At 52.3% G+C, this 21226-nt stretch carries 26 protein-coding genes, 1 tRNA gene and 1 other RNA gene; 17 read left to right on the top strand and 11 right to left on the bottom strand.

The window, feature by feature from the left end; genetic code table 11:
- Positions 1–60 precede the first annotated feature (60 nt).
- Complete coding sequence (locus ACYUBO_RS10955) at positions 61–651, top strand: MerR family transcriptional regulator (RefSeq protein ID WP_460374449.1); 591 nt, start codon at positions 61–63, stop codon at positions 649–651.
- Here ACYUBO_RS10955 and ACYUBO_RS10960 read toward each other — a convergent pair.
- Positions 648–1268 carry an HD domain-containing protein gene (locus ACYUBO_RS10960; protein WP_460374452.1) on the bottom strand — a complete coding sequence of 207 codons (621 nt, stop codon included), beginning with the start codon at positions 1266–1268 and terminating at the stop codon, positions 648–650. The two genes, ACYUBO_RS10955 and ACYUBO_RS10960, sit on opposite strands and share 4 nt — an antisense overlap.
- Before the next feature lie 143 nt (positions 1269–1411).
- On the opposite strand from ACYUBO_RS10960, the gene ACYUBO_RS10965 reads away from it, so the two are divergent.
- Positions 1412–2641 carry a MiaB/RimO family radical SAM methylthiotransferase gene (locus tag ACYUBO_RS10965; RefSeq protein ID WP_460374455.1) on the top strand — a complete coding sequence of 410 codons (1230 nt, stop codon included), beginning with the start codon at positions 1412–1414 and terminating at the stop codon, positions 2639–2641.
- On the opposite strand, the gene ACYUBO_RS10970 is transcribed toward ACYUBO_RS10965, so the two are convergent.
- Positions 2634–3635: a YbgA family protein gene (locus tag ACYUBO_RS10970; RefSeq protein ID WP_460374458.1), complete on the bottom strand. Its 1002-nt coding sequence runs from the start codon at positions 3633–3635 to the stop codon at positions 2634–2636. The two genes, ACYUBO_RS10965 and ACYUBO_RS10970, sit on opposite strands and share 8 nt — an antisense overlap.
- Before the next feature lie 108 nt (positions 3636–3743).
- Between ACYUBO_RS10970 and ACYUBO_RS10975 the strand changes: the two genes are divergently transcribed.
- The 4 genes from ACYUBO_RS10975 to ACYUBO_RS10990 are packed head-to-tail and all read left to right on the top strand — an operon-like array spanning position 3744 to position 6648.
- Complete coding sequence (locus ACYUBO_RS10975; RefSeq protein WP_460374461.1) at positions 3744–4178, top strand: metal-dependent transcriptional regulator; 435 nt, start codon at positions 3744–3746, stop codon at positions 4176–4178.
- A complete protein-coding gene (locus ACYUBO_RS10980; protein ID WP_460374463.1) occupies positions 4162–5082 on the top strand; it encodes a metal ABC transporter solute-binding protein, Zn/Mn family in 921 nt (306 codons plus the stop codon). Before ACYUBO_RS10975 ends, ACYUBO_RS10980 begins: the two co-directional genes overlap by 17 nt.
- Entirely contained in the window at positions 5079–5849 is a 771-nt protein-coding gene (locus ACYUBO_RS10985) for a metal ABC transporter ATP-binding protein (protein ID WP_460374466.1), read from the top strand. The genes ACYUBO_RS10980 and ACYUBO_RS10985 overlap by 4 nt, the downstream gene beginning before the upstream one ends.
- Positions 5812–6648, top strand: a complete 837-nt coding sequence (locus tag ACYUBO_RS10990) for a metal ABC transporter permease (protein WP_460374469.1) — start codon at positions 5812–5814, stop codon at positions 6646–6648. Before ACYUBO_RS10985 ends, ACYUBO_RS10990 begins: the two co-directional genes overlap by 38 nt.
- A 4-nt stretch (positions 6649–6652) precedes the next feature.
- Here the strand turns inward: ACYUBO_RS10990 and ACYUBO_RS10995 are convergent, their stop codons facing one another.
- Positions 6653–7039, bottom strand: a complete 387-nt coding sequence (locus ACYUBO_RS10995) for a hypothetical protein (RefSeq protein WP_460374471.1) — start codon at positions 7037–7039, stop codon at positions 6653–6655.
- A 134-nt stretch (positions 7040–7173) separates the two neighbouring features.
- Here ACYUBO_RS10995 and ACYUBO_RS11000 point away from each other — a divergent pair, with 134 nt between their 5' ends.
- From ACYUBO_RS11000 to ACYUBO_RS11010, 3 genes are all read left to right on the top strand, one after another.
- A complete protein-coding gene (locus tag ACYUBO_RS11000) occupies positions 7174–7692 on the top strand; it encodes a HEAT repeat domain-containing protein (RefSeq protein ID WP_300334702.1) in 519 nt (172 codons plus the stop codon).
- Positions 7693–7814: 122 nt separating this feature from the next.
- Positions 7815–9329: an SLC13 family permease gene (locus ACYUBO_RS11005; protein WP_460374474.1), complete on the top strand. Its 1515-nt coding sequence runs from the start codon at positions 7815–7817 to the stop codon at positions 9327–9329.
- A 43-nt stretch (positions 9330–9372) separates the two neighbouring features.
- Entirely contained in the window at positions 9373–9564 is a 192-nt protein-coding gene (locus ACYUBO_RS11010; protein ID WP_460374477.1) for a hypothetical protein, read from the top strand.
- On the opposite strand, the gene ACYUBO_RS11015 is transcribed toward ACYUBO_RS11010, so the two are convergent.
- A complete protein-coding gene (locus tag ACYUBO_RS11015; protein WP_300334520.1) occupies positions 9561–9920 on the bottom strand; it encodes a hypothetical protein in 360 nt (119 codons plus the stop codon). The two genes, ACYUBO_RS11010 and ACYUBO_RS11015, sit on opposite strands and share 4 nt — an antisense overlap.
- A 68-nt stretch (positions 9921–9988) precedes the next feature.
- Here ACYUBO_RS11015 and ACYUBO_RS11020 point away from each other — a divergent pair, with 68 nt between their 5' ends.
- The gene (locus tag ACYUBO_RS11020; protein WP_300334521.1) at positions 9989–10225 is read left to right on the top strand and encodes a winged helix-turn-helix domain-containing protein; all 237 of its coding nucleotides are present in this window, start codon (positions 9989–9991) and stop codon (positions 10223–10225) included.
- On the top strand, positions 10222–10545 hold the full coding sequence (locus ACYUBO_RS11025) for a transcriptional regulator (protein WP_460374480.1): 324 nt from the start codon (positions 10222–10224) through the stop codon (positions 10543–10545). Before ACYUBO_RS11020 ends, ACYUBO_RS11025 begins: the two co-directional genes overlap by 4 nt.
- On the opposite strand, the gene ACYUBO_RS11030 is transcribed toward ACYUBO_RS11025, so the two are convergent.
- On the bottom strand, positions 10542–12242 hold the full coding sequence (locus ACYUBO_RS11030; protein WP_460374483.1) for a phospholipase D-like domain-containing protein: 1701 nt from the start codon (positions 12240–12242) through the stop codon (positions 10542–10544). The genes ACYUBO_RS11025 and ACYUBO_RS11030 overlap by 4 nt on opposite strands.
- Positions 12243–12292: 50 nt before the next feature.
- Between ACYUBO_RS11030 and ACYUBO_RS11035 the strand changes: the two genes are divergently transcribed.
- The 4 genes from ACYUBO_RS11035 (at position 12293) to ACYUBO_RS11050 (ending at position 14878) form a co-directional block, all read left to right on the top strand.
- Complete coding sequence (locus ACYUBO_RS11035; protein ID WP_460374486.1) at positions 12293–12889, top strand: uridylate kinase; 597 nt, start codon at positions 12293–12295, stop codon at positions 12887–12889.
- 158 nt (positions 12890–13047) lie between these two features.
- Complete coding sequence (locus ACYUBO_RS11040) at positions 13048–14145, top strand: transposase (protein ID WP_460371484.1); 1098 nt, start codon at positions 13048–13050, stop codon at positions 14143–14145.
- A gap of 308 nt (positions 14146–14453) precedes the next feature.
- Positions 14454–14615, top strand: coding sequence for a zinc finger domain-containing protein (locus tag ACYUBO_RS11045; protein ID WP_300333234.1), 162 nt, complete (start codon positions 14454–14456; stop codon positions 14613–14615).
- Between the two features lie 2 nt (positions 14616–14617).
- Positions 14618–14878, top strand: coding sequence for an elongation factor 1-beta (locus ACYUBO_RS11050; RefSeq protein WP_300333236.1), 261 nt, complete (start codon positions 14618–14620; stop codon positions 14876–14878).
- 17 nt (positions 14879–14895) lie between these two features.
- On the opposite strand, the gene ACYUBO_RS11055 is transcribed toward ACYUBO_RS11050, so the two are convergent.
- The 3 genes from ACYUBO_RS11055 to ACYUBO_RS11065 all read right to left on the bottom strand — a co-directional run bounded on the left by ACYUBO_RS11055 (position 14896) and on the right by ACYUBO_RS11065 (position 17228).
- A complete protein-coding gene (locus tag ACYUBO_RS11055; protein WP_460374489.1) occupies positions 14896–15861 on the bottom strand; it encodes a malate dehydrogenase in 966 nt (321 codons plus the stop codon).
- Positions 15862–15874: 13 nt separating this feature from the next.
- An RNA gene (ffs, locus tag ACYUBO_RS11060) (signal recognition particle sRNA) lies at positions 15875–16184 on the bottom strand.
- Positions 16185–16199: 15 nt separating this feature from the next.
- Entirely contained in the window at positions 16200–17228 is a 1029-nt protein-coding gene (locus ACYUBO_RS11065; RefSeq protein WP_460374491.1) for a hypothetical protein, read from the bottom strand.
- 505 nt (positions 17229–17733) lie between these two features.
- Between ACYUBO_RS11065 and ACYUBO_RS11070 the strand changes: the two genes are divergently transcribed.
- Positions 17734–18066: a type II toxin-antitoxin system PemK/MazF family toxin gene (locus tag ACYUBO_RS11070; protein WP_460374494.1), complete on the top strand. Its 333-nt coding sequence runs from the start codon at positions 17734–17736 to the stop codon at positions 18064–18066.
- An 87-nt stretch (positions 18067–18153) separates the two neighbouring features.
- Here ACYUBO_RS11070 and ACYUBO_RS11075 read toward each other — a convergent pair.
- Both ACYUBO_RS11075 and ACYUBO_RS11080 read right to left on the bottom strand, forming a co-directional pair.
- Positions 18154–18227, bottom strand: a tRNA-Ile gene (locus ACYUBO_RS11075).
- 113 nt (positions 18228–18340) lie between these two features.
- Complete coding sequence (locus ACYUBO_RS11080; protein ID WP_460374496.1) at positions 18341–19078, bottom strand: hypothetical protein; 738 nt, start codon at positions 19076–19078, stop codon at positions 18341–18343.
- Between the two features lie 107 nt (positions 19079–19185).
- On the opposite strand from ACYUBO_RS11080, the gene ACYUBO_RS11085 reads away from it, so the two are divergent.
- Complete coding sequence (locus ACYUBO_RS11085; RefSeq protein WP_460372181.1) at positions 19186–20397, top strand: ISL3 family transposase; 1212 nt, start codon at positions 19186–19188, stop codon at positions 20395–20397.
- A gap of 60 nt (positions 20398–20457) precedes the next feature.
- Here the strand turns inward: ACYUBO_RS11085 and ACYUBO_RS11090 are convergent, their stop codons facing one another.
- Positions 20458–21204: a hypothetical protein gene (locus tag ACYUBO_RS11090; RefSeq protein ID WP_460374499.1), complete on the bottom strand. Its 747-nt coding sequence runs from the start codon at positions 21202–21204 to the stop codon at positions 20458–20460.
- Positions 21205–21226: the final 22 nt, after the last annotated feature.

Here is a 21226-nt window from a genome sequence, read left to right on the forward strand (position 1 = left end):
GCTGAATGATAAGGGTTTATGTTTGTACTCCTCCAACAGAGAGTATGAGCGGTGATATCATTGCCTGATGACGATTCGATCAGGATACCGGAGATTGCAAGCCTTCTCTCCCTGTCAGAAGACCTGGTACGGCAGTATGCAGATGAATATAATGACTTTCTTCCGCATCGGACGATCGGAAAAGTCAGGATCTATGAACAGAGTGCCCTCAAACGGTTCCGTGTGATCGCCGATCTGACATCACAGGGATTAAGCCATGAGGGGATTGTGGCAGTTCTCCGTGGTGGAAAGCCCCTTCACGAGATCGGGATGGATGAGGAGAGAGAGAAGAAGCATGGAGGGGTGCGATCAGCAACCCTGCCACCATCCCCACAGGGATCTGATCTGCTGGATGAGATCGCCATCGCCTCCCGGCTGGCCGGGGAGAGGACAAACGCAATCGATCACCGGCTTGGCGCAATCCGTGACGGCATGGAAGCAGATACCGGCCTGATCCTCCGTGAGATCGCAAATCTCCGGGAAGAGGTCGCCCTCTCGCGATCGGAACTGAGAACACTCTGGTCACAGGTGAGGGAGCTTGAAGAGGATCTCCGGGAGCGGGAACTCAGAAAGTCCTGGCTTGAACGGGTGGCAGAGCGTTTCTCCCGTTAAGGAGTTACCCTCCAGTCGATGACCACCTCGCGGGAGAAGAGGGCGGTGAAGAGATCTGAACGCTCCAGTGCATATTCGCATTCAGGGTACCCCTTGCTCCGTGAAGAGCAGTGGAGGATCACCTCATCCCCACCTATCGTGGCGGTGATGGTATCGACAAGAGACTGGTGTGAGCGATCGAGGGCGTCTGCGATCCTGAGGAGGGAGGCGAGCTTCTGCACGCGTTCCCGGTCTCCCTGATTCAGTTCAGCAAAGCGCCTTTGCCGGAGGGAGGGCGGAGTTTTTCTATGATACCGGATAAGCAGAGCTATTATCTCCCGCTCATCCCTCTTCAGGGGAAGGGAGGTGTCTGCCCGGACCATCCGGGCTCCGGTCTTGTTATGGGCCGCGTCCGGCTGGCTCCACCCGATATCATGCAGGATGGCTGCTGCCTGGAGGAGGAAGCGTTCCTCTCCCGATAGGCCGTGCAGGGGGGCGAGCTGGTCAAAGAGCATGAGGGCATTCTTCATCACCTGCTCGTCATGATCCTGATCCGGGGTGTATTTTGCGGCAAATACGCGTATCCTCTCAAGCCTGCCACTTATGGAACCATCTCCGGAGAGGGTGTTCTGCTGCATTCTCCTGCACCTCATCTCAACCTTATCCCCGGAAGAGATATAGACTTCTCCGGGCATGGGCGGGATCAGCGGAGATGATAGGGAGCCGGATGATCCGGTATCATCTCTTTTTTGTAGGTCCGCACCGATCTGATAGAGGAGATATGCAACCCGCAGAAGGACAGCCGGATTCAATCACCGGGATATGGAATAAACAAGTCTACATCGAGACCTACGGGTGCACCTATAATTACGGCGATACAGGGAAGATCAGGATCATTCTGGAGTCACAAGGGTGTATTATTACCCCGTCTCCCGATGATGCAGACTGCATTCTCATAAATACCTGTATTGTAATCGAAAAAACAGAACGGGAGATGAGGAAGAGGATTGCCGAATGCCGGGATCGGAACCTCTTCGTCACCGGCTGCCTCCCGAAGATCGATCCGGATTGCGGGGGATTCGTGATCGATCCGGATACCATTCACGGCCATTTCAAGAAGACGGGAGTTTACCCCTCCGGGAACCCTGCCATCCTCCAGGTGGCACAGGGATGTCCGGGCCATTGCACGTACTGCATCACCCGGAAAGCAAGGGGGCCGCTTCTGAGCCATCCCCTGGAAGAGATTGTCAATGAGCTTGAAGGACTGGTGAGAGAGGGTGCTGTAGAGGTGCAGCTGACAGCACAGGATCTCTCTGCATGGGGGATGGACCGGGGGGAGAGCCTTGCCGGACTGCTGGAGGCGATCGGGAGGGTGCCGGGATCGTACCGGGTGCGGCTTGGGATGATGAACCCGGACACCCTCATGCCGATCCTCAATGATGTCCTTGATGCCTGCAGAAACGATCAGATCTTCTTATTCTTCCATATCCCGGTGCAATCAGGATCAGATGCGGTTCTCGGGCAGATGGGGCGGCGGTACTGCCGCGATGATGTGATTGCGATTGTCCGTGCAATCCGTTCAAGGTTCCCCTCTGCCCGGATCTCAACCGATATCATCTGCGGGTTTCCAGGTGAGACAGATGAAGACTTTGCAGAGACGATCGATCTCCTCCGGGTGATTGAGCCTGAGAAGATCAATATCACCCGGTACTCGAACCGGCCGGGGACACCGGCTGCCAGCAGGGCTGATATGCCGGATCGGTTCAAGAAAGACCGATCCCGGCTGGCAACTGCGATTGCCGGGGAGATCTTCGATCGGATCTATTCCGGATTCATCGGAGAAGAGCTGGATGTGCTCGTCACAGAAGTTGTGCAGGAAGGATCAGTCTCATCACGGGATTCTGCATACCGGCCGGTGATCATCGGTGAGACCCTTCCGATCGGAACCAGATGCCGTGTGCGGATCACCGGCCATCGCCGCCATTACCTGGTGGGGACCCGGATCAGCTGATCTCCGACTCCCACATATCCCGCCCCCGCTCGGTATCCTCCGGATCAAGGACCATGAACTCATCGGGGAATGGTGCAAACCATGTCTGTCCGGCAAGTGCCGGGGCATTACTTCTGAGAATCCATGCCGCAAGAAGCGTCTTCATGACAGAGACCGGCACTCTGCCCTTCCGGTACGAATCAAGCTCTTCAAGGAAGAATGCCTTCTCGTCCCTGGATAATGAGTCTTTCAGGTACCCGAATGCATGGAGGATCACATTGATCTCGGCAGTATACCGGGGTCCTGCCTTCATACCGCCGAGAAGAGTCTCCCTGTACTCCTTAATGAGAAGGGGGAGAGGCTTTTTCCCGGCATTCGCAACAATCCGGCCGAGCCTCTGTTGCAACACCTGGCTGTAACAGAGGTAGAGGAGCTTGTTCTCTGTATGGAGACGGATGAGCGCCTTCATGGATCCGATCTCTTCCACATGCCTGAGATCGGCCAGAAGGAAGATCCGTGTGAGAAAATGATCCCTGATCCTCCGGTTCCTCAGCCTCCCCTCATCCTCGATCGGATAGCCGCTGAAGCGATCCAGTACCATGCCCCCGAAGAAACCCGGACCCTTACCTATGGGAGAGGACGGCTCTGCGGAGGGATACCGCCGCACATCGGATATTCCTGAGGTCGGGGACTTGTTCTTCAGGATAAAGCCATCAACAGGCGGGATCTCATCAAGGAAGCCCCGGCAGAATCCCTGCATCAGTTCGGTCAGATCCCGTCCTGTGGATGGCTGGATGAGATGCAGTTTGCCATTCTGTTCTACGATCCGAATCGTATCACGGGGGATGCCAAGCCCGATCTCAACCTCAGGGCAGACCGGAATGAAGGTGACTACCGGCTTCATAGAACGGACGAGTGGACTTCCTATCATATCCCCGTTGTACCTGACAGGATCAAATTCTATACACCGGCTGACAACAAGGGCCGGTCTCCAAAAGCTTCTCTTCACTCCCATAATCCAGAAATCCTCACCCCTTACTGAACACGGACAAATATATACCCAGCAGTCGGGAAGATTTTTACCCAACCGAAACTTTTATTTTCCCAAAACCAAAGTCCAGATATGGAGTTCCAGGGAGAAGATGAGGTATCGCCACGGAAGGCAGAGTACCTGAAATACATCCTTGAATCTGGCGGATGCGTAAAAACAACAGATATTGCCAATAATTTTGGCATATCGCCATCAACCGGAACCAAGGCGATCCGTGAGATGGCAGAGGCGGGGCTTCTGATCCATACGCCGTATGCAGGAGCTACCCTTACAGAAAAAGGGGAGCATATTGCACATTTCATCATGAGAAGGCATAGAATACTGGCACTCCTCTTCTCCCACTATGGTTTTACCCCCGGTGAAGCCTGTGCCGAGGTGAAGAGGTTTGAATATCATGTCTCAAGAGATGCGGTGAACCGGATCTGCGCCTCACTTGGCCACCCGATGATGTCGGTATGCGGACGGATCGAGCATGAGGAGGGATGTTGCATTGAGCCTGCAGAATGATTCCCTGTGGTATCCGGGGATTCTTGCCATTGTGGTGATCCTCATTGCATGCCTCTCCTCCGGATGTGTAGAGACGACGAGTGATGAAGAGGATGGGAGGATTCCGGTAGCGGTGACGATCCTTCCGATGAAAGAGATCGCTTCTGCAATCGGGGGCGACAGGATCGCCGTAACCGTAATTGTACCACCTGGAACCGAACCCCATACCTTCGAGCCGACACCCGGACAGATCGTGTCTATCGCAGAATCCCGGATCTTCTTCAGGGTCGGTTATGGGCTGCTTCCTTTTGAAGACCGGCTTGTCAGCCGCCTCTCATCCCAGAACCCCGGCCTGCTTGTTGTTGATCTCTCAGAAGGAATTGACTTAATTAAAGGAGATGCAGGGCATGAGCATGAGGAGAACCATCTTTCAACGGAATCGGCAGATCCCCATATCTGGCTCTCGCCCACAAATGGTGCCCTGATGGCAGAAACAATCGCACGTACCCTCATCGCAATCGATCCGGAGGGGGAGGCGATCTATCAGGAGAACCTCGATGAATACCAGAAGAGAACGGCTTCTGTGGATGCAGAGGTGCGTGAGATACTGGGCGCCCTCCCAGGCCGCCGGTTCATCGTAACCCATGATGCATGGGGATACTTTGCCCGTGAATATGATCTCGAGCAGGTTGCGGTTCATATCGGCGGGAAGGAGCCGACAGCAAGGGAGATACAGGAGGTTGTCAGAATCGCTGTTGAAGATGGAATCAGAATCGTATGCATCGAACCGCAGTTCCCTGAGAGATCCGCCCGTGTCATTGCTGCCGAGATAAACGGAGATGTAGTTGTAATCGATCCCCTGCCAGAGGCATACCTTGAGAACTTTATCAGGGTTGCAGAAGCACTTCAGGGAGGCCACAGATGACAGCTGCCCTCCTTCTGAATGATGTAAAAGTCTGCTATGGCAGGCATGTTGCCATCGAAAATGTCACCTGGGAGGTGGAAGAGCATGATTTTGCCGCCATTATCGGGCCAAACGGCGGCGGGAAGACCACCCTCCTCAAGGCAATCCTCGGCCTCCTCCCACTCGCAGCCGGGAGCATCAGTATCTTCGGCCACCCGCCTTCGGAAGGCCGGGATCTGATCGGGTATGTCCCGCAGTTCCATACCTTCGACTTCTCCTTTCCGATCACCGTCTCGGAGATGATCCTCCAGAGCCGTCTCCCACAGAAGAGGAGGTTTTTGTCGGGATATTCAGAGGAGGATTACCAGGCAATGGAGATGTCCATGGATCTGATCGGACTCTCAGGGCTTTCAGATCACCCGATTGCCGATCTCTCGGGCGGCCAGCAGCAGCGGGCAATTATTGCACGGGCGCTTGCAGGCGATCCGCGCCTCCTCATCCTCGATGAACCGACCGTCTACATCGATGCTCCGGCAGAAGAGCTCTTCTTCTCGCTGATCGGGAAACTCCGGGAAACGATGGCCGTGATCATAGTCACCCATGATATCAGTGCGATATCCGGGCAGGTGAACAGAATCGCCTGTTTAAACCGTCGGCTGTATACGCATGGGGATGCGACCATCACCGAAGATATGCTCACGTCGGTGTACGGGTGCCCGGTTGATCTGATCGCCCACGGTGTTCCCCATCGTGTCCTCCGCGATCATCGGGGTGGCCGGGATGATTGAGATCCTCGGGCTCGGATTCTTCCAGAATGCCATTATAGCCGGTATTCTTGCCGCTATTGCCTGTGGCATTGTCGGGAGCTTTGTTGTGGTCAGGCGGATGGCAGCAACAAGCGGAGGTATCTCCCATGCTGCATTCGGGGGAGTCGGGCTTGGATTCTTCCTCGGCATCGACCCCCTGATCGGTGCGGTCATCTTCACCATCGGTGCAGCCTGCATTCTCTGGTACCTGAATGTCCGCGAGATGCAGGAGACTGATACGATCACCGCCGCAGTCTGGGCAGTCGGTATGGCGCTTGGTATAATCTTCATCTCGATAACACCCGGATATCCCCCGGATCTCTTCAGTTATCTCTTCGGAAACATCCTGCTTGTTCCATTAACAGACATCTTCCTGATGGCACTCCTGCTTGGAGTGATACTGGCAGTTGTGATCACCCTCTTCCCCCGGCTTGTGGCAGTCACCTTCGATCCCGAATATGCAGCGGTGATGGGGCTGCCGGTGTCTGCGCTGAAACTGGTGCTCTTCCTCTTAATCGCACTTACAATCGTCCCCCTCATCTCGGTTGTCGGGATCATCCTGGTGATTGCATTATTGACACTTCCCGCGGCAACTGCACGCCTGTACACGCAATCCCTCAAAACGATGATGATAACAGCAGTGCTGATCGGCGTCGTAACGGTCCTTATCGGGATCGCCCTCTCCTATGCATCCAACCTCCCCTCAGGCGCAACGATCATCATTCTCGGGGCTGCAATCTATGGAGGCGCCCTTGCCGGGCGGCACCTCCAATTGCACTGAGGGATCAGATCTCAAGTGCTTCCATATCCTGGAGAAATGGCATCAGTGTGGTGATGTACCGGTGATCTGCACCTGCAATAGTCATCTCCCCGCACGCGATCACCTCAAGGATCAGTGGCAGCTCCTTCAGCTTTTCCCGGAATTGTGGATCCTGGCTGGCAGCAAAGGCAATAAACTTATCAAGCAGTATAAAGGGGCGCTCATACTCGGGGACCGCATTAAAATCCTCCATATCTTTCTGAAGTGTTGAGTTCCGGGCGAGATCCTCCTCAAAATAGAGATACATATCAATACCATACCGGGAGCCAAGCTCCTCAAGCTCCAGTATATCGACCTTCTCACCTGGCGCAACTGCAAAAGTGTTGCATTCACCATCTCTCTTCGTCTCCATAGCCAATAGGTTTGAACCTGAACCTTATGAGAGTCACGATTCCACAATCAAAACCTGCATCTTCTTCTCCGGGGCAGAAGGGATCAACACCTTTATGTAGGCATGGATGAAAGTGCCGTTTAGGTGTGTGACTGATGGCGGAGATGGATGAAGAGGGAACCAAAAAAGAAGAGCTTTTCTTTCAGCTGATAACGCTTCTCCAGACAGGAACGTTGAATTTCCGGTGGCGGGCAGCTGAGGCGCTGGGAAAAGAGGGGGATCTCCGGGCTGTCGGCCCCCTCATTGAGGCGTTGTCTGATGAGTATGTGGATGTCAGCTGGCTGGCAGCAAAATCACTTGGAAAGCTCGGTGATCCCGAGGCGGTGCCCCACTTAATCGAACTGCTGAAACATGAGGATAAATGGAACCGGCTTGGTGCCGTCATCGGACTTGCCGGGATCGGTGATCAAAAGGCAGTGGAGCCGATCTCCGATCTCCTGAGGAATGATGCTGAACGAAAAGTCAGAAAGGAGGCAGCAAAGGCACTTTCCAGAATCGGAGGCGATGCGGCACAAAAAGCGCTTGAGATGATGAAGGATGAAGAGGATGAGGGGGTGCGAAAAGCCGTTCTCGAGGCACTGGAGATGATGAAAGAGAACAAATCGAAAAAGTAGTAGTAACACTATTTTTCTATTTTATCTCCCATATAGGCTTATTTTACCTTCCACACCACTCCCGGAACGGGGAGGTTCCAAAAAGGAATACTAATATTCTCTGACTCCTTAATGTTGAAGGAATGAAGAAAGAGATCGGGAAGATTATTGGCATACTGGTGTTTATCGCACTACTCCTTGCACCAGTAGATCCGGCAGTTATCCCGGTTGAGGCGCGATACGTTGCTGCCGTCACACTCCTGATGGCAATCTTCTGGGTCACAGAGGCAGTTCCCCTTGAAGTAACAGCACTTCTTCCAATCGTTCTCTTCCCGCTTCTTGGCGTCCTCTCGATACGTGAAGCAACAACCCCGTATGCAGATCCTGTCATCTTCCTCTTCCTCGGCGGGTTTATCATCGCGATGTCGATGCAGAGATGGGGATTGCACAGGAGGATCGCACTCTCCATCATCAATATCGTTGGAACAAGCCCAAGAAGGCTCATCCTTGGATTCATGGTTGCAACCGGATTCCTCTCGATGTGGATCTCAAATACCGCAACCGCAATGATGATGATCCCAATCGCCATTGCGATCATTGCAACCGTGATGCCCGCGGTGAATGCCAAACTTGATGAGATGAACGAAGAGCAGCGTGACTTTGCAGGATGCCTTGTTATTGCAGTTGCTTATGCCGCAAACATTGGAGGCATTGCCACCATCATCGGATCGCCGCCAAACGGGATCTTCATCGCACAGATGAAGGTTCTCTTCCCCCTGGCACCGACAGTCGACTTCTTCACCTGGATGAAGTTCGGTGTCCCTCTTGCCGCGATCTTCATACCGATCGTCTGGCTCTGGCTGATTAAAGTCCCCTACCGCCACCTGCCACAGAAACTTTCCCAGGCAAAGGACGTTATCGAACAGGAGATGGAAGAGCTCGGGCCGATGAGCAAAGGTGAGAAATGGACCCTCTTCGTCTTCCTCCTCACTGCATTCAGCTGGATTTTTGCCTCCACCAAGGTGATCGGAGGCACAACAATCCCCGGCCTTGACCAGATCTTCCCCGGAATCAATGATACGGTGATTGCAATCTTTGGAGCACTCCTCCTCTTCTTCCTTCCAGTAGACATGAAGAAGGGGATCTTCACCATGAACTGGGAATGGGCACAGAAGATCCCCTGGGGCATTCTCATCCTCTTTGGAGGAGGCCTCTGTTTATCTGCTGCATTTATCTCAAGCGGCCTTGCAAAGCTGATCGTCAACTCCTTCACGATGCTCTCGCTCCTCCCGATCGTTGCAATCGTGCTGATCGTGGCAATCGCAGTCTCCCTCCTCACCGAGGTCTCCTCAAATACCGCCATTGCATCGGTGATGATGCCGATCATGGCCGTAACAGCGGTCTCAATGGGAATCCACCCCTACATGCTGATGCTGACTGCCGCGGTCTGTGCCTCCCTTGCATTCATGCTCCCGGTTGCCACCCCGCCAAATGCAGTTGCCTATGGAACAGGGTATATCGATATGAAGACACTCTTCAAATCAGGATGGGCGCTGAACCTGATGGGTGTCGTCTTCTGGACATTCTTCCTCTTCACGGTTGTGATCTGGGCGATCGGGTTCAGCCCTGATCTCCCGGCATGGGCAGTAAACCCCTGATCTCTCCAGCACCCTTATCTATGGAGAGATCAATAGCCTGCATATGTCACGTATTACGATTAAAGACGATGAGAGCCTTTCTGCCGGAGCCGGCGTCGAGGGGCGGCAGCAGAAGAAGGGTTTTGATACCGATATCGAAGGCGAACGGGGGAAGAAGAAAAAGATTCAGGGTTTCGGCAGCCTGAAGTTCGATACACAAAAAAATGCCGATATCTTCGAGTCCGAACCCCGTTAACCGGGGATGAGGTCAGATCCCTTCCGAATGATTATCTCTCTTTCACCATCATAGGTCGAGAGAAGACCATATGCTTTGAGCGGATCACCAATCCTGAGGGGAGGGGGATCAATTCCCCCCGGAATAAAGACTTTTACATCCGAGAGGATGATGATTGTATGGCCGCCGCTCCAGGTGGTCCTGATATCATCTATTATTCCTGAATACACAACCAGTTTCCCATCAGGAAGAGCGGGATCATAGGGATGGGAGAAGAACGCTGGACCTGCTCCCTGGATAGTGAGATGAAAGAGAAGGATCACCAGAAGAGAACCAACAATAAGAATCCCTGCCTTCTTTTCCGATGGATAAGCCATTCAAGAAAATTCTACCTGATCTCTTATGAAGCGATAGGTTGATATGTTAACAGCGTTAACATACTGCTATGCACCCCCATATGCTGCCACCATCCTCGCAGAAGGTTCTTCACCTTCTCCGGCAGGGTGGTTCAATGACACACAAGGATATCGTCAAAGAGAGCAGCCTTGCACCCCGTACAGTCCGGTATGCATTGAAGCGTCTCAAGGAACAGGGTTTGATCCTTGAGAAATTCAACTTCCGGGATGCACGGCAGATCATCTATGAGTGCAGGGTTGCTGATAGCCAGAGGGCTACGGCATGAAGAAGCAGCTCTGCGACATCACCCACTGTGACGAACTGGCACGGAACGTGCTTCCCCGCATGAGGGCGGAGCTTGTGTACCGGCTTGTGAACGAACAGGGTGTCAGGCAGAGCGAAGTTTCCCGCCGTCTCGGGATATCCCGCGCCGCCATATCACAGTACCTCAGCAGGAAGCGTGGATCCAAAGAGATTGAACTCTCTGATGATATCGCTGCCATGCTTGACAGATGGGCATTTGCCGTGATGAACGAAGAGAAGTCTTCCGCTATCACCATCTGTGATATCTGCTATTGTACAAAGAAAAAGAAAAAATTACCCTAATCTTTTCTGATACGCTTTCCCAGGATAATTCCCGAAAAAAAGAGCAGGATAGCAATAGCGATTGCCGGTTTTGACCAGTCACCGGGAGGGAGGGGGAGGGCGATCTGCCCCGCCGGGCGATACTCGTTCTTCCAGTCCTCTTCAAAGATCCGCAGGAAGTATGCGGCGGCATCAGGATGCCTGATGATGACCCCCGCCTCCCTGTTGTTCATGGGAGAATTCTCATTCCAGTTGATGCTCGATACAAGAACGGAGTTGCCATCCACGATCACTCCTTTGGTGTGGATCTTCGTGATTCCGGCACGATCTCCCAGATATAACCGTGCTTCAAGCGGGAGATCTGCTGCTTCCGCATGCCTGTTGATGAATGCCACCATCTCATCATTATCAGCATCACCCTCAATATTGAACCAGCTGGCATCAAGGATGATCCGGACATTCACCCCCCGTTCCGAAGCATCAATTGCCGCATCAAGCCAGGGGTTTGGTGCATTTTTTGTCCAGTTCCGTATGTATGCCTGCTGAATCTCAACTGTTTGGGTTGCTCCCGCGATCATCTCCGGGACCAGGTGGGATGTATCTGGCGAGAGCACCGGGATTACGGTTGCACCTTCGATGAAGAGGGGGCTGTAGCGTTGTGTATGGGCATCGGATGTACCCGGGGCCGGAATCTCTGCGTTCCGCATGGGGGAGATCGGAACGACATCCCTCCCGATGCTGTCTTCGGAATAGACCATCCCGAAATAGTCTGCAAGCCGGTCATCGTGTATCCAGACCCCCCATCCCCGGTTGCCGGCATATCCGGGGAGAGGCATCCCGCTCTCCTTGATATTTTCGCTCGTTATGAGGAGAGATTCGGAATCAATGATAAGGTACTTGGAGTGGAGGAATCGATACCTCGATCTCTCACCACCAGAGATACCCATATAATCGACAGAAATTCCACTCTGGTTCAGGACAGTCAGGAGGGCAGATTGTTCCGGGGAGACGCCGCCGACCGGAGATCCATCCACGAGAATCCGGATCACGACACCCCGCTTCTGCGCATCCATGAGGAGCTCTCCGATGCCCGGATGTGTGAATTCGTATACGCTCACCTCAATTGAGCGTTCTGCTGATCGTATCGCTTGTTCCATCACCTCATAGGCTGAGTCTGGGGAGACGAAGAGGGTGGCAGAGACGCCTTCAATATGGATCGGCGAGAAGTCGCTCTGCCCGATCAGAAACGGGCGCGGGTTCCAGACGCCATCGATGATCCGGTGGATCTGCCCTTCACGCGGCTTTACATCCCGTGGCCAGGCGATCTCAAACTGCCTGTTGCCACGATACCAGAGCTCTAGCTCATCCTCTGTATTTGCCAGGATGAAGCGGCCGTTGTGGATAAGAACCGGGACCGCGTCTGTTGAATATTCCCATTCAAAATCCGGGTACACACCATGAGTGGTTTTGTATGCCTCTGCCTGGCGGGCAAGGACGAGATCCCCATCGATCCGGCTACCCGGCGGGAAGCCGAGTGTCCCTTCGCCATCGGTGATCGTCCAGCCTTCCAGGCTCCCCTGCCCGGTGAGGAGAATGAATTCATCGGGATCATTGGGGAGATATGGATCCGGGCAGAAGGCAGTAACGGTGATCCCGGCGGTGGCGGCAGCAGGGATGAGAAGGAGAATGAAGAGGAGAAGGAGGAGAGGTGAGCGCATGAAGAGTTTTCGATCTATTCCTTTATTGCCGTCACGGTTTTATTCTTCATATGGATGGGTATGTGGTGAAGGTTGGAGGAAGCCTCGCCGATATACTGCCGGAACTGGTGCAGACACTTCTTGAGTCTGGGAAGAGGCTCCTGATCGTTCCAGGCGGGGGAGCGGGAGCCGATGCAGTCCGGCTGATCGATCCCGAACCCGATGCCGCGCACTGGATGGCAATCTCGGCAATGGAGCAGTATGGCCACAGAATCGCATCGTTTGGCATCCCCGCAGTTGATCAACCGGGGGAGATCAACACACCATCGGTCCTCCTGCCATACTGCCTTCTCAGAAGAGAAGATCCCCTTCCGCATACGTGGGATGTGACATCCGATACCATTGCCGCATGGGTTGCATGGCGATCAGGACTTCCCCTGATCGTCCTCAAATCTGTTGATGGACTGCTATTGGATGGAAAAAAGATTGATATCGTCACAGACCCCATCGCAACCGATACTGTTGATACTGCCTTCCTTCCCTTCATCCTCGAGCATAACGTGAGGGCTGCTGTTGTGAACGGCCGGAAGGAGGGGAGGCTCCGAGAGGCACTTTCCGGGGATTTTTCGAAGGGCACTTATATCGAGCCCATCAAACCACCGATCTGACTTATAAAACCTCCCCATTTTTCCGTCATTCTGCGCTCTTCTGAAAAATCCCATCAATTTATACGTTATTTCCCTCATTTTTCCTGGTCTTCTCACCTTTTTTGCGCCCCTAAGAGGGGTTTTCAGTCAGGTTTATATACTCAGCGTACGACTGGCTCATGGACTCCAGCATTGAGTTCTCGGAAAAAGCAGGTCGAATTAAAGAGATTGAACAGGGAACCTCTATCTCAGAATTCCTGAGTTCATCGCATCTGCACACAATTGCACAGACCATTGAACGAGAATACTACCCCACAGGAAGCACCAGATTCCGTTATCCGGTTCATCTCCTGCTGAAACTCCTTATCATCAAGTGTTTCAGGAAACAATCCTATGCCCGGACAATTCTTCTCCTGACAGACGAGGATTGTTTTCATCTTGGGGCAGAGTTGGGCGAAGATGGGTACATCATACCCAATTCAGCAACACTCCACTACTTCGTGAAATACCGTCTCGGAGTCAAGGGGATGAAACGGCTCATGCACCTTGTCGGCGAGGCAATCCTTCTCTGGGCACAGAATGAGATGGTAGGTATCATTGATTCAACTCCGATTGAAGCTTCCCGGTACGACAAATATGCTCCGTTTCATCCGCACTACTCGGTGAAGATGGATAAAGCGCATATCTTCCATCTGGGACCATACCCTCTTGCAATGGTCTATTCGTATGGAACCGATGCTGATCCATCTCATCTTCTACCTCTTCTTAAACGGGTGAAGACATTGAATCCACGGCTCATCAATGTGCTGCTTGATGCAGGATATGACTCATTTGAAGCACATGCTCAGGTTTGGTATCATCTGAATGCCCGACCCTGTATCGATATCCGGGAGGGAGCAGTTCTCCAGAATGAAGGAAATGTTGAGAGAATCAGACACTGGGTCAACAAGCTCTGGAGAGCAGGGGGAGATATCCACGCTCCCCTGGCTCAACAGTTGAGATTCCTCTTCCAGAACGGAAGAGTGGAACAGGTCGGGATGCATTTCCGAAACAAGAATCTTCTCGACCCTGAATTCTCAGCAATCATGCGAAGCCGTGGTGAGTGTGAACGGGTACATGCCCGGATGAAGGCATCAGTTACCTTTCACCTCAGGAGGATTCAGCATGAAAGCCGGGAACTCTATATAATCCTCAACTTTGTTGTTTATCAAATGCTCCTCCTGACGGGGTTGCGTGCCGGGGTGAAGAACCCGACACACCTGAGTACGTTATTCTGAGGACTGATTCCTGCAGTCAGAAGAGGCAAACCCCTTGGTGAGAGGGGAATAAAGAGAGCGATAGCTTTGTCTTTTCAATGGGTTTTTGGGTAATCTGGCAGTGGAACCGTATCGCTGTTCAAGACAAGGGCAGGGATATTGAGCAGTTGAATGATATATTCAGGGCTCATTATGGAGATCTGACGGAACAAATGACCCAGAATTTCATCCCATCAAATCAGGAGGGGTGTTGTTTTGATGGGCTCATATCCCCGCCCGGACAGAGGGATTATAACCGATTGATCCCAACCATATAAGGGAGTCCGACTATGTCAACAGTAAAGTGCACATCATGCCATGCCCCGCTCGCTGAGCGAGGTGCTACCGAATTTAAATGTCCAGAGTGCTCCGAGGTTATCCGCCGGTGTGCCAGGTGCAGACTTCAGAGCATACCATATGTCTGCCAGAAGTGCGGATTCCAGGGGCCCTGAAGATGGGAGCAGTAGCAGTTATTCTGAGAGTAATGCCGGAATCGACCGATGTTGATCTCGAAGGATTAAAACTTGCAATCCGTGAGAAGATACCGGGCGTCTCTGATATCAGGGACGAGCCGATCGGGTTTGGCCTTGTTGCATTAAAGGTTGCAACGGTCATCCAGGATGAAGAAGGTGCAACAGAAGGGATTGAATCACAGTTCAATGATATCCCCGGAATCGACCGTGCAGAGATCGTCGATCTCAGCCGGATGATCTAAACTTTTTTTAAAAGAGATTAAACGGGTCGTATTTCATCTTCTTCAAGAGTCTTGAAGACATGATGCGTAACTTCGCGGATCTGTTCGGTTGAGAACCTGAATGCCTCCAGCTCATCGTCAGATAGGTTGATAGGCACTGGAAATGCTCCACCCCGCGTGATCCGTGCAGGAACACCGATACAGACGCTCCCGATATCATGCACCTCTTTCCTGATGAAGGCAGAGACGGTCAATATCCGGTGTTCGTCCTCGACGATTGTCCTGATGATAGTGGCAATCGCATCGCCCGGACCGTAGACGGTTGATCCCTTGTTCCGGATGATCAGCGATCCGCTCGTCTTTACCCGCTCCATCATCTCCTCTTTGGGGATGTGCGAGAATGCAGGCAGGTTGTTAATCTGGATACCGCCGATCGTTGTTGCAGACCAGAGAGGCACCATCGAATCGCCATGTTCTCCGATGATCCGTGTGTGGACTTCGGAAACGTGAACGTTAAAGAACTCTGCAATACAGGATTTCAGCCGCATCGAGTCAAGATGCGTTCCAAGCCCGAATACCCGGTGTGGCGGGAGATTTGAGTACCTGAGGGCAACTGCGGTCATGACATCGACCGGATTTGAAACGACAAAGAGAAGTGTTTCCGATGCGTTCCTACCGATCTTTTCCGCATATCCTGCGACAATCCGTGCATTATCGACTGCGAGATCGAGCCTGTTCTGATCGGACTTTCTGGCAGCACCCGAGGCCAGTATGATGATCTCAGATCCACGGAGGTCTTTCTCATCACAACTCCATGAGATACGGGTATTGGTTCCGCGTGCCGCAAATGAGTCTTTGAGATCGCGGGCCAGCCCTTCGAGAAACAGCTGGTTTCCATCACGGCCAAAGAGGCTCACCTCTTTCACATGCGGAATCTGTGATATCGCATGAGCTGCATATGAACCGACCTGGCCTGTCGCTCCGATGATCGTTACTTTCACCATAGAAATCAGCAGATTGGGAACACGTCATCGGTCGACAGCACATACCGCCGTTCCACAGACCCCCCTTCTCCACCCCGCCACCCCATGGGCGCCAGACGTCTGCGGTAAGTCTGCTCCCTTCCGGGCCTGAACCGGTACCCGCAGCAACAGGCCTCACCCCCCTCCGGAGGATTGGTCCCTGGCCGTTGACCTCATAGGACGAGGCTTCTACGTCGGAAGATACTGCTTCCCGGAAGCTGCCTCAGCCTTCCTCAGACTTCGCCCCCCGCATGTCGACGGTTTCGGGTGACAGGTGACGTCTAACCACCCAGGCTAGTTCCCGTAAAATATTGGTTTTTTTATGGGATAAATACATCCCCATGGTTTTTTGCCTTCCAGGCCGTGATGGTATCCTCCACCATCTCACGGGAGGCCTTGTCAAAGAGATCGATCACCGCAAGGACATTTTCTGCGGGGATATGTGGAGAAAGATGCCTGAAATCGCCCTGATAGACCTCTGCCGAGATTCCGCCACGGGCGGTTGCAACAAGACGGGGTTCACTCCTCACCGGCGTATCCGCCATCGCAGTATAACTCTCGAATATCTCCACATCATCAATCCCAAGGTAGGCATGATTCACCTTGAGATTGAATGCGGTCCAGAAGGCAGCAGCATACCAGGCATCATTGAAGATCAGGTGCCTGACACCGAGCCGTGCGGCAGCAATACCGAGTGTTCCTGCTCCACAACAGGCATCAACAAAGACCTTCGGCCGTTTTGTAAAGACCTTGCGATCCACAGAGATGATCTTTGGATTGATTGGCCGAGGGAATTCGATATGCATCATTGATGACTGTTTGTAAATGACGATCGGGCCGACCTGGGTTGCAAAGATATTTGCCCTGACATCGCAGCCTGCAAGGAGGGTATGCGTCTTTGGAGGAAGATCCGAATCGGGATCGGTGATGCCGGGTATGATATGATTATCCTGAATAATCCCCCTGACCTCCGGCACTTCGGCGATGATCCGTTCTGCGGTTTTTTTCCCGAGCTGATCGGTGAGGAGGACGAGCGAGTGGCGGGGCAGGTATGGCGCCTCATGCAGGACAAAGCCAGGATGGATAAGTGGTGTGCCGACCTCTTTCAGCGGCTCGGAACCGGTGAGATCCCCTTCCTCAACACCAATCCTATACATCACCGCATAGACATCGTCAATGAACCGCTTCCCGCATGAGCAGGTATCGGGAGGGATATAATCTGGCGGAGGAATCTTCTTGTCAAGATGCCTGCCCCTGCACCGGGGACAGGGCGAGAAGATCGTCTCCATCGTATTGATCAGGTCAAAGGCATCGGAGACGCAGTCATCACCACAAACCGGGCACTTCATACACCCCACTTGGAGCGGGAGAAGATAAAGGATCAGCGTCTTGTGGATTGGAGGTGGATGCACGATTACTCCGGATTGAATGGAGAATAGAAGAAAAATGCAGTTTTTTTATGGCAACCCATGATCCGGGGAGTTATGCGAAGAGGGATCGGAGGGGTTTTGTATGCGCGCCGTTCCTGTTAAAGATTAGACCTTTTTATCTCAAATAATCACCACTTTGCTGAAATTGAAATGGTTATGCTCCTGTCTTCTGACAAGTCAGATTCGGGAGAGAATTATATAAGTAGAGCTGCCAGATGATCGGTACCTGAAGTGATGTTGCAATGAGCCAGACAAGGGAAGAGATAATAAGTGAGTTAAACGGTCTTCCTCCAGGTAAGTACTATCAAGTCCTTGACTTCATCCGTTTTCTCAAATCCCGGAGTCGACGAAACATTCCGGAAACTGTCACCGTAAGTGAGGCATTACTAAGGAAAGATTGGCTTCTGCCTGAGGAGGACGAGGCTTGGAGCGATTTGTAAAGGGCGATGTCGTTATAGTCCCATTTCCCTTCTCGGATCTCTCTACATATAAGCGCCGACCAGCCCTTGTTGTTGCTGTACCTGGCGGGGAAGATATCATCCTATGCCAGATTACAAGCCAACAGATCAGAGATAGCCATACCATCCGCATCAATGATTCAGACTTTGCAGAAGGATCACTTGACAGAATAAGTAATATCCGTCCAAATAGGCTATTTTCCGCAAGTTCCGATCTGATCCTCTATAGGGCTGGGCATCTCAATGATCAAGCAGTAATATCCGTTATCAATCGAATAATCGAGATCCTTAAAGCCTGACAATTATTGCCTTTTTTTGTAGATTAGGCTGGTTTGATCTGTTTTTGGTATGAAACAGGATCTACATGAGAACCATTTACAAAGAGATGGGCCTGATGCGATTTGAACGCATGACCGCCCGGTTATGAGCCGGGCGCTCTAACCAACTAAGCTACAGGCCCTGTTCTGGATCACATCACCAGAGAACAGGTGTGGCAATGTACCAGTATCTGTTGACCCATAGACTAAAAAAGATGTATGATGGGGGATTGCCCTGCCTTTCCATGGATTCTTCTCAGCCGAAGATCCAGCTGAAGAATCCCCTCTTCTGCTCTTCTACCATCACCCTCTCCATGAGGCGGAGCTGCTCCTCCTCCATCTGGCCGAGCTGTTCAAGTAGGATCGCTGAGAGCGCCGGATCGGTTGAAGAGCTTGTCAGGATGATGCCCTGAACCTCTGCTATCCGCCGCTCATTCTCTTCTGCCTGTACCCTGATCCGCTGAGCCGCCTCCCTGTCACCGCCGAAGAGCGCCAGCATGATACCGGATCTCTGCTCCATTGCCACCTCATCTCCCCATTGGGAATTCACCGAGGCATTGTATTCGCGGGCAACTTCGGCAACGAACGGGCCGATGCCGGTCATGTTCTCAGCGGCAAGGAGGGCAAAAACGGCATTCCTGACCTGATTCTCATGGGCATACCGTGCCCGTGCCTGCAACGGGAGCCCCTGCATCTCTTCTGCCTGTACTTCCTGCCGGACCCGGATCATCTCTCTCAGTTCTGCCGGATTCTCCGGACGGCGGGAAGTATTTGCTAAAACTCTCACACTGACTGCTGCACCCGGCGATTCCACCGAAGGACCGGCATGTGCTGGCGTTACAGACTGAGGCCCCACAGACTGGTTCCCCGTGTCATCCGGCGGACCCTTTGCGCCCGCCACCTGATCCGGCCTCCCCCCCTGCTCTGCGGCAACAGCAGGAGCTGCAGCGGCAAGAAGGAGGAAGAGGCAGAGAATAATTGACAGAGTTTTCATACGCTCCTCTCTCTGCCGCTGACATAATAATAGTTTTGGCTCTTCGCTAATCAGTGTGGGTTTTAAATAGGGTTTGATTCAACAATTTGCTAATCGGGGTTTGAATCATGCACGAGGAACTGTTCACTCTGGCTCTGAATATTCAGGAACCATGGATGGTCAAACGGGTGGAATTTGACAAAAATGAACGAAGATTGGATATCTGGATAGACTTTGTCACCGGTTCAAAATTCGACTGTCCTAAGTGTGGTTCCGGAGGAAAGCCGGTTCATGATACCAATGAAAAGATCTGGCGTCATCTCAACTTCTTTCAAAACAAGACGTATCTCCATTGCCGCGTACCTCGAGTGATCTGTGAATCGTGTGGAGTCCACCAGGTACACGTTCCCTGGGCCAGGAAGCAGAGTGGCTTTACGCTTCTGATGGATGCGATGATCCTGCTCATGGCTGAGGATATGCCTGTTGCAAACGTTGCTGAACTGATCGATGAACATGATACACGAATATGGCGTGTTATCCACTATTATGTTCAAGAAGCTCGAAAGGACGAGGATTTCTCTGATATAGTATCCATTGGAATTGATGATAAGTCCAGTGCAAAAGGTCATAAGTACATCACTGTAGTTGCGGATCTTGACCAATCAAAGATCATCCATGTGTGTGAAGGTCGGAGTTCAGATGCTCTCACATCATTTTACCTGGACTTTGTTGCTCATCATGGTGATCCTGAAATGATTGAGAGCATCTGTTGTGACATGTCACCTGCCTATATCAAGGGAATACGAACGAATTTCCCGAATTCTGCAATAATCTACGATAAATTCCATATCATGAAGTTGGTGAACAGTGGCTTGGATGACGTACGACGTGAAGAACAAGGGACCAATAAAGCATTGAAGAAGACCAGATACATCTGGCTGAAGAATCCGCATAATCTGACTGTAAAACAACAAAAACAGCTTGGTTCTTTAAAAGATATGAATCTCAAGACATCACGAGCCTATAATCTGAAACTCTCGCTTCAAATGCTTTGGTCACTTGATAGTCAGGAATCTGCAGAAGCCTACTTCAAACGTTGGTATTTCTGGGCAACCCACAGTAAGTTAGACCCGATGATTAAGGTTGCAAAAACGTTGAAGAGTCACTGGAATGGTATTGTGAATTATTTCAGATATCGCGTAACGAACGGTCTTTTGGAGGGGTTAAATAGCTTGATTCAGTCAGCAAAAACAGCTGCAAGGGGATATCGATCAACGAAGTATCTGATGGCCACAATCTACTTGAAACTGGGGAAGCTGGATTTCAAACTACCCACATGAAATAGCGAAGAGGCATAGTTTTCAGAAAGAGGAGGGGGAAAGGGCTGCCGGAAGAGAGATTTAGTATCTCCCGGTTCCAGTCACCATATCCCCCTGCATCTCATTCCACCCGTCATACGGGCCTCTGAGTTGTAATGACGAGAGCTGGGAGTAGCTATTCCCGCTCCACCCCAGGCTCCACCACTCGTTGCTGCCTGAGAACCGAACCCAGACCTCGACGCTTGTGTCTGGAGTGGACTCATAGGAGAGATACACAGGGCTTATGATTGCAGTACAGGGGGAGGGATCCCTGCCCATGCCCAGAATGGTGCATCCACCTTCAGAGGGGGTGAAGGGGAGGAGCGGTTCGCTCCCTTCAGGATGCTTCGTCCGGACCGTCCTGCCGGGATCATACCGGATTCCGAAACTCTCCGGCATCAGGATCGGTGTCTCTTCGCTGGAGCGATCTGATGGGGCAAGCGTCGGGGGCAGGTTCTCCTCGCCCGGCTCGATTGCGATCGGCATTCCACGGTACACGGGAATCATTCTGTCTGCTGTGATCGAGAGGAAGGGTGTGCCATTGATGGTGATCACCTCAGCCTCCCAATCCTCAGGCATGCCATAGAAGTCAGAAAGGAGGGGATTAAATCCCGGTGAAGGATACGGGAGGAGGAGCGTCACATTAGAGAGCGGTTCTGTGAAGCTGAGTGTAGCCTCGTAGGAGTAGCTGCTCTGGTAAGAATCAAGTGATTCGGGTGAGCCGGTGCAGCCGGCGGCAAGGAGGCAGAAGATGCAGACTGTGATTACAAGGAGGGAGATCGTCTTCATTCAGATAGGATGAGGATATCGG

Source organism: Methanocalculus sp. MC3 (genome assembly GCF_054767395.1).

Bases quoted from the DNA above. Each gene is read 5' to 3' on its own strand.
- ACYUBO_RS10960 (WP_460374452.1), bottom strand. From the start codon at position 1,268: ATGCAGCAGAACACCCTCTCCGGAGATGGTTCCATAAGTGGCAGGCTT.
- ACYUBO_RS10965 (WP_460374455.1), top strand. From the start codon at position 1,412: ATGCAACCCGCAGAAGGACAGCCGGATTCAATCACCGGGATATGGAAT.
- ACYUBO_RS10970 (WP_460374458.1), bottom strand. From the start codon at position 3,635: ATGGGAGTGAAGAGAAGCTTTTGGAGACCGGCCCTTGTTGTCAGCCGG.
- ACYUBO_RS10975 (WP_460374461.1), top strand. From the start codon at position 3,744: ATGGAGTTCCAGGGAGAAGATGAGGTATCGCCACGGAAGGCAGAGTAC.
- ACYUBO_RS10985 (WP_460374466.1), top strand. From the start codon at position 5,079: ATGACAGCTGCCCTCCTTCTGAATGATGTAAAAGTCTGCTATGGCAGG.
- ACYUBO_RS10995 (WP_460374471.1), bottom strand. From the start codon at position 7,039: ATGGAGACGAAGAGAGATGGTGAATGCAACACTTTTGCAGTTGCGCCA.
- ACYUBO_RS11000 (WP_300334702.1), top strand. From the start codon at position 7,174: ATGGCGGAGATGGATGAAGAGGGAACCAAAAAAGAAGAGCTTTTCTTT.
- ACYUBO_RS11005 (WP_460374474.1), top strand. From the start codon at position 7,815: ATGAAGAAAGAGATCGGGAAGATTATTGGCATACTGGTGTTTATCGCA.
- ACYUBO_RS11010 (WP_460374477.1), top strand. From the start codon at position 9,373: ATGTCACGTATTACGATTAAAGACGATGAGAGCCTTTCTGCCGGAGCC.
- ACYUBO_RS11015 (WP_300334520.1), bottom strand. From the start codon at position 9,920: ATGGCTTATCCATCGGAAAAGAAGGCAGGGATTCTTATTGTTGGTTCT.
- ACYUBO_RS11020 (WP_300334521.1), top strand. From the start codon at position 9,989: ATGCACCCCCATATGCTGCCACCATCCTCGCAGAAGGTTCTTCACCTT.
- ACYUBO_RS11025 (WP_460374480.1), top strand. From the start codon at position 10,222: ATGAAGAAGCAGCTCTGCGACATCACCCACTGTGACGAACTGGCACGG.
- ACYUBO_RS11030 (WP_460374483.1), bottom strand. From the start codon at position 12,242: ATGCGCTCACCTCTCCTCCTTCTCCTCTTCATTCTCCTTCTCATCCCT.
- ACYUBO_RS11035 (WP_460374486.1), top strand. From the start codon at position 12,293: ATGGATGGGTATGTGGTGAAGGTTGGAGGAAGCCTCGCCGATATACTG.
- ACYUBO_RS11040 (WP_460371484.1), top strand. From the start codon at position 13,048: ATGGACTCCAGCATTGAGTTCTCGGAAAAAGCAGGTCGAATTAAAGAG.
- ACYUBO_RS11045 (WP_300333234.1), top strand. From the start codon at position 14,454: ATGTCAACAGTAAAGTGCACATCATGCCATGCCCCGCTCGCTGAGCGA.
- ACYUBO_RS11050 (WP_300333236.1), top strand. From the start codon at position 14,618: ATGGGAGCAGTAGCAGTTATTCTGAGAGTAATGCCGGAATCGACCGAT.
- ACYUBO_RS11055 (WP_460374489.1), bottom strand. From the start codon at position 15,861: ATGGTGAAAGTAACGATCATCGGAGCGACAGGCCAGGTCGGTTCATAT.
- ACYUBO_RS11065 (WP_460374491.1), bottom strand. From the start codon at position 17,228: ATGAAGTGCCCGGTTTGTGGTGATGACTGCGTCTCCGATGCCTTTGAC.
- ACYUBO_RS11080 (WP_460374496.1), bottom strand. From the start codon at position 19,078: ATGAAAACTCTGTCAATTATTCTCTGCCTCTTCCTCCTTCTTGCCGCT.
- ACYUBO_RS11085 (WP_460372181.1), top strand. From the start codon at position 19,186: ATGCACGAGGAACTGTTCACTCTGGCTCTGAATATTCAGGAACCATGG.
- ACYUBO_RS11090 (WP_460374499.1), bottom strand. From the start codon at position 21,204: ATGAAGACGATCTCCCTCCTTGTAATCACAGTCTGCATCTTCTGCCTC.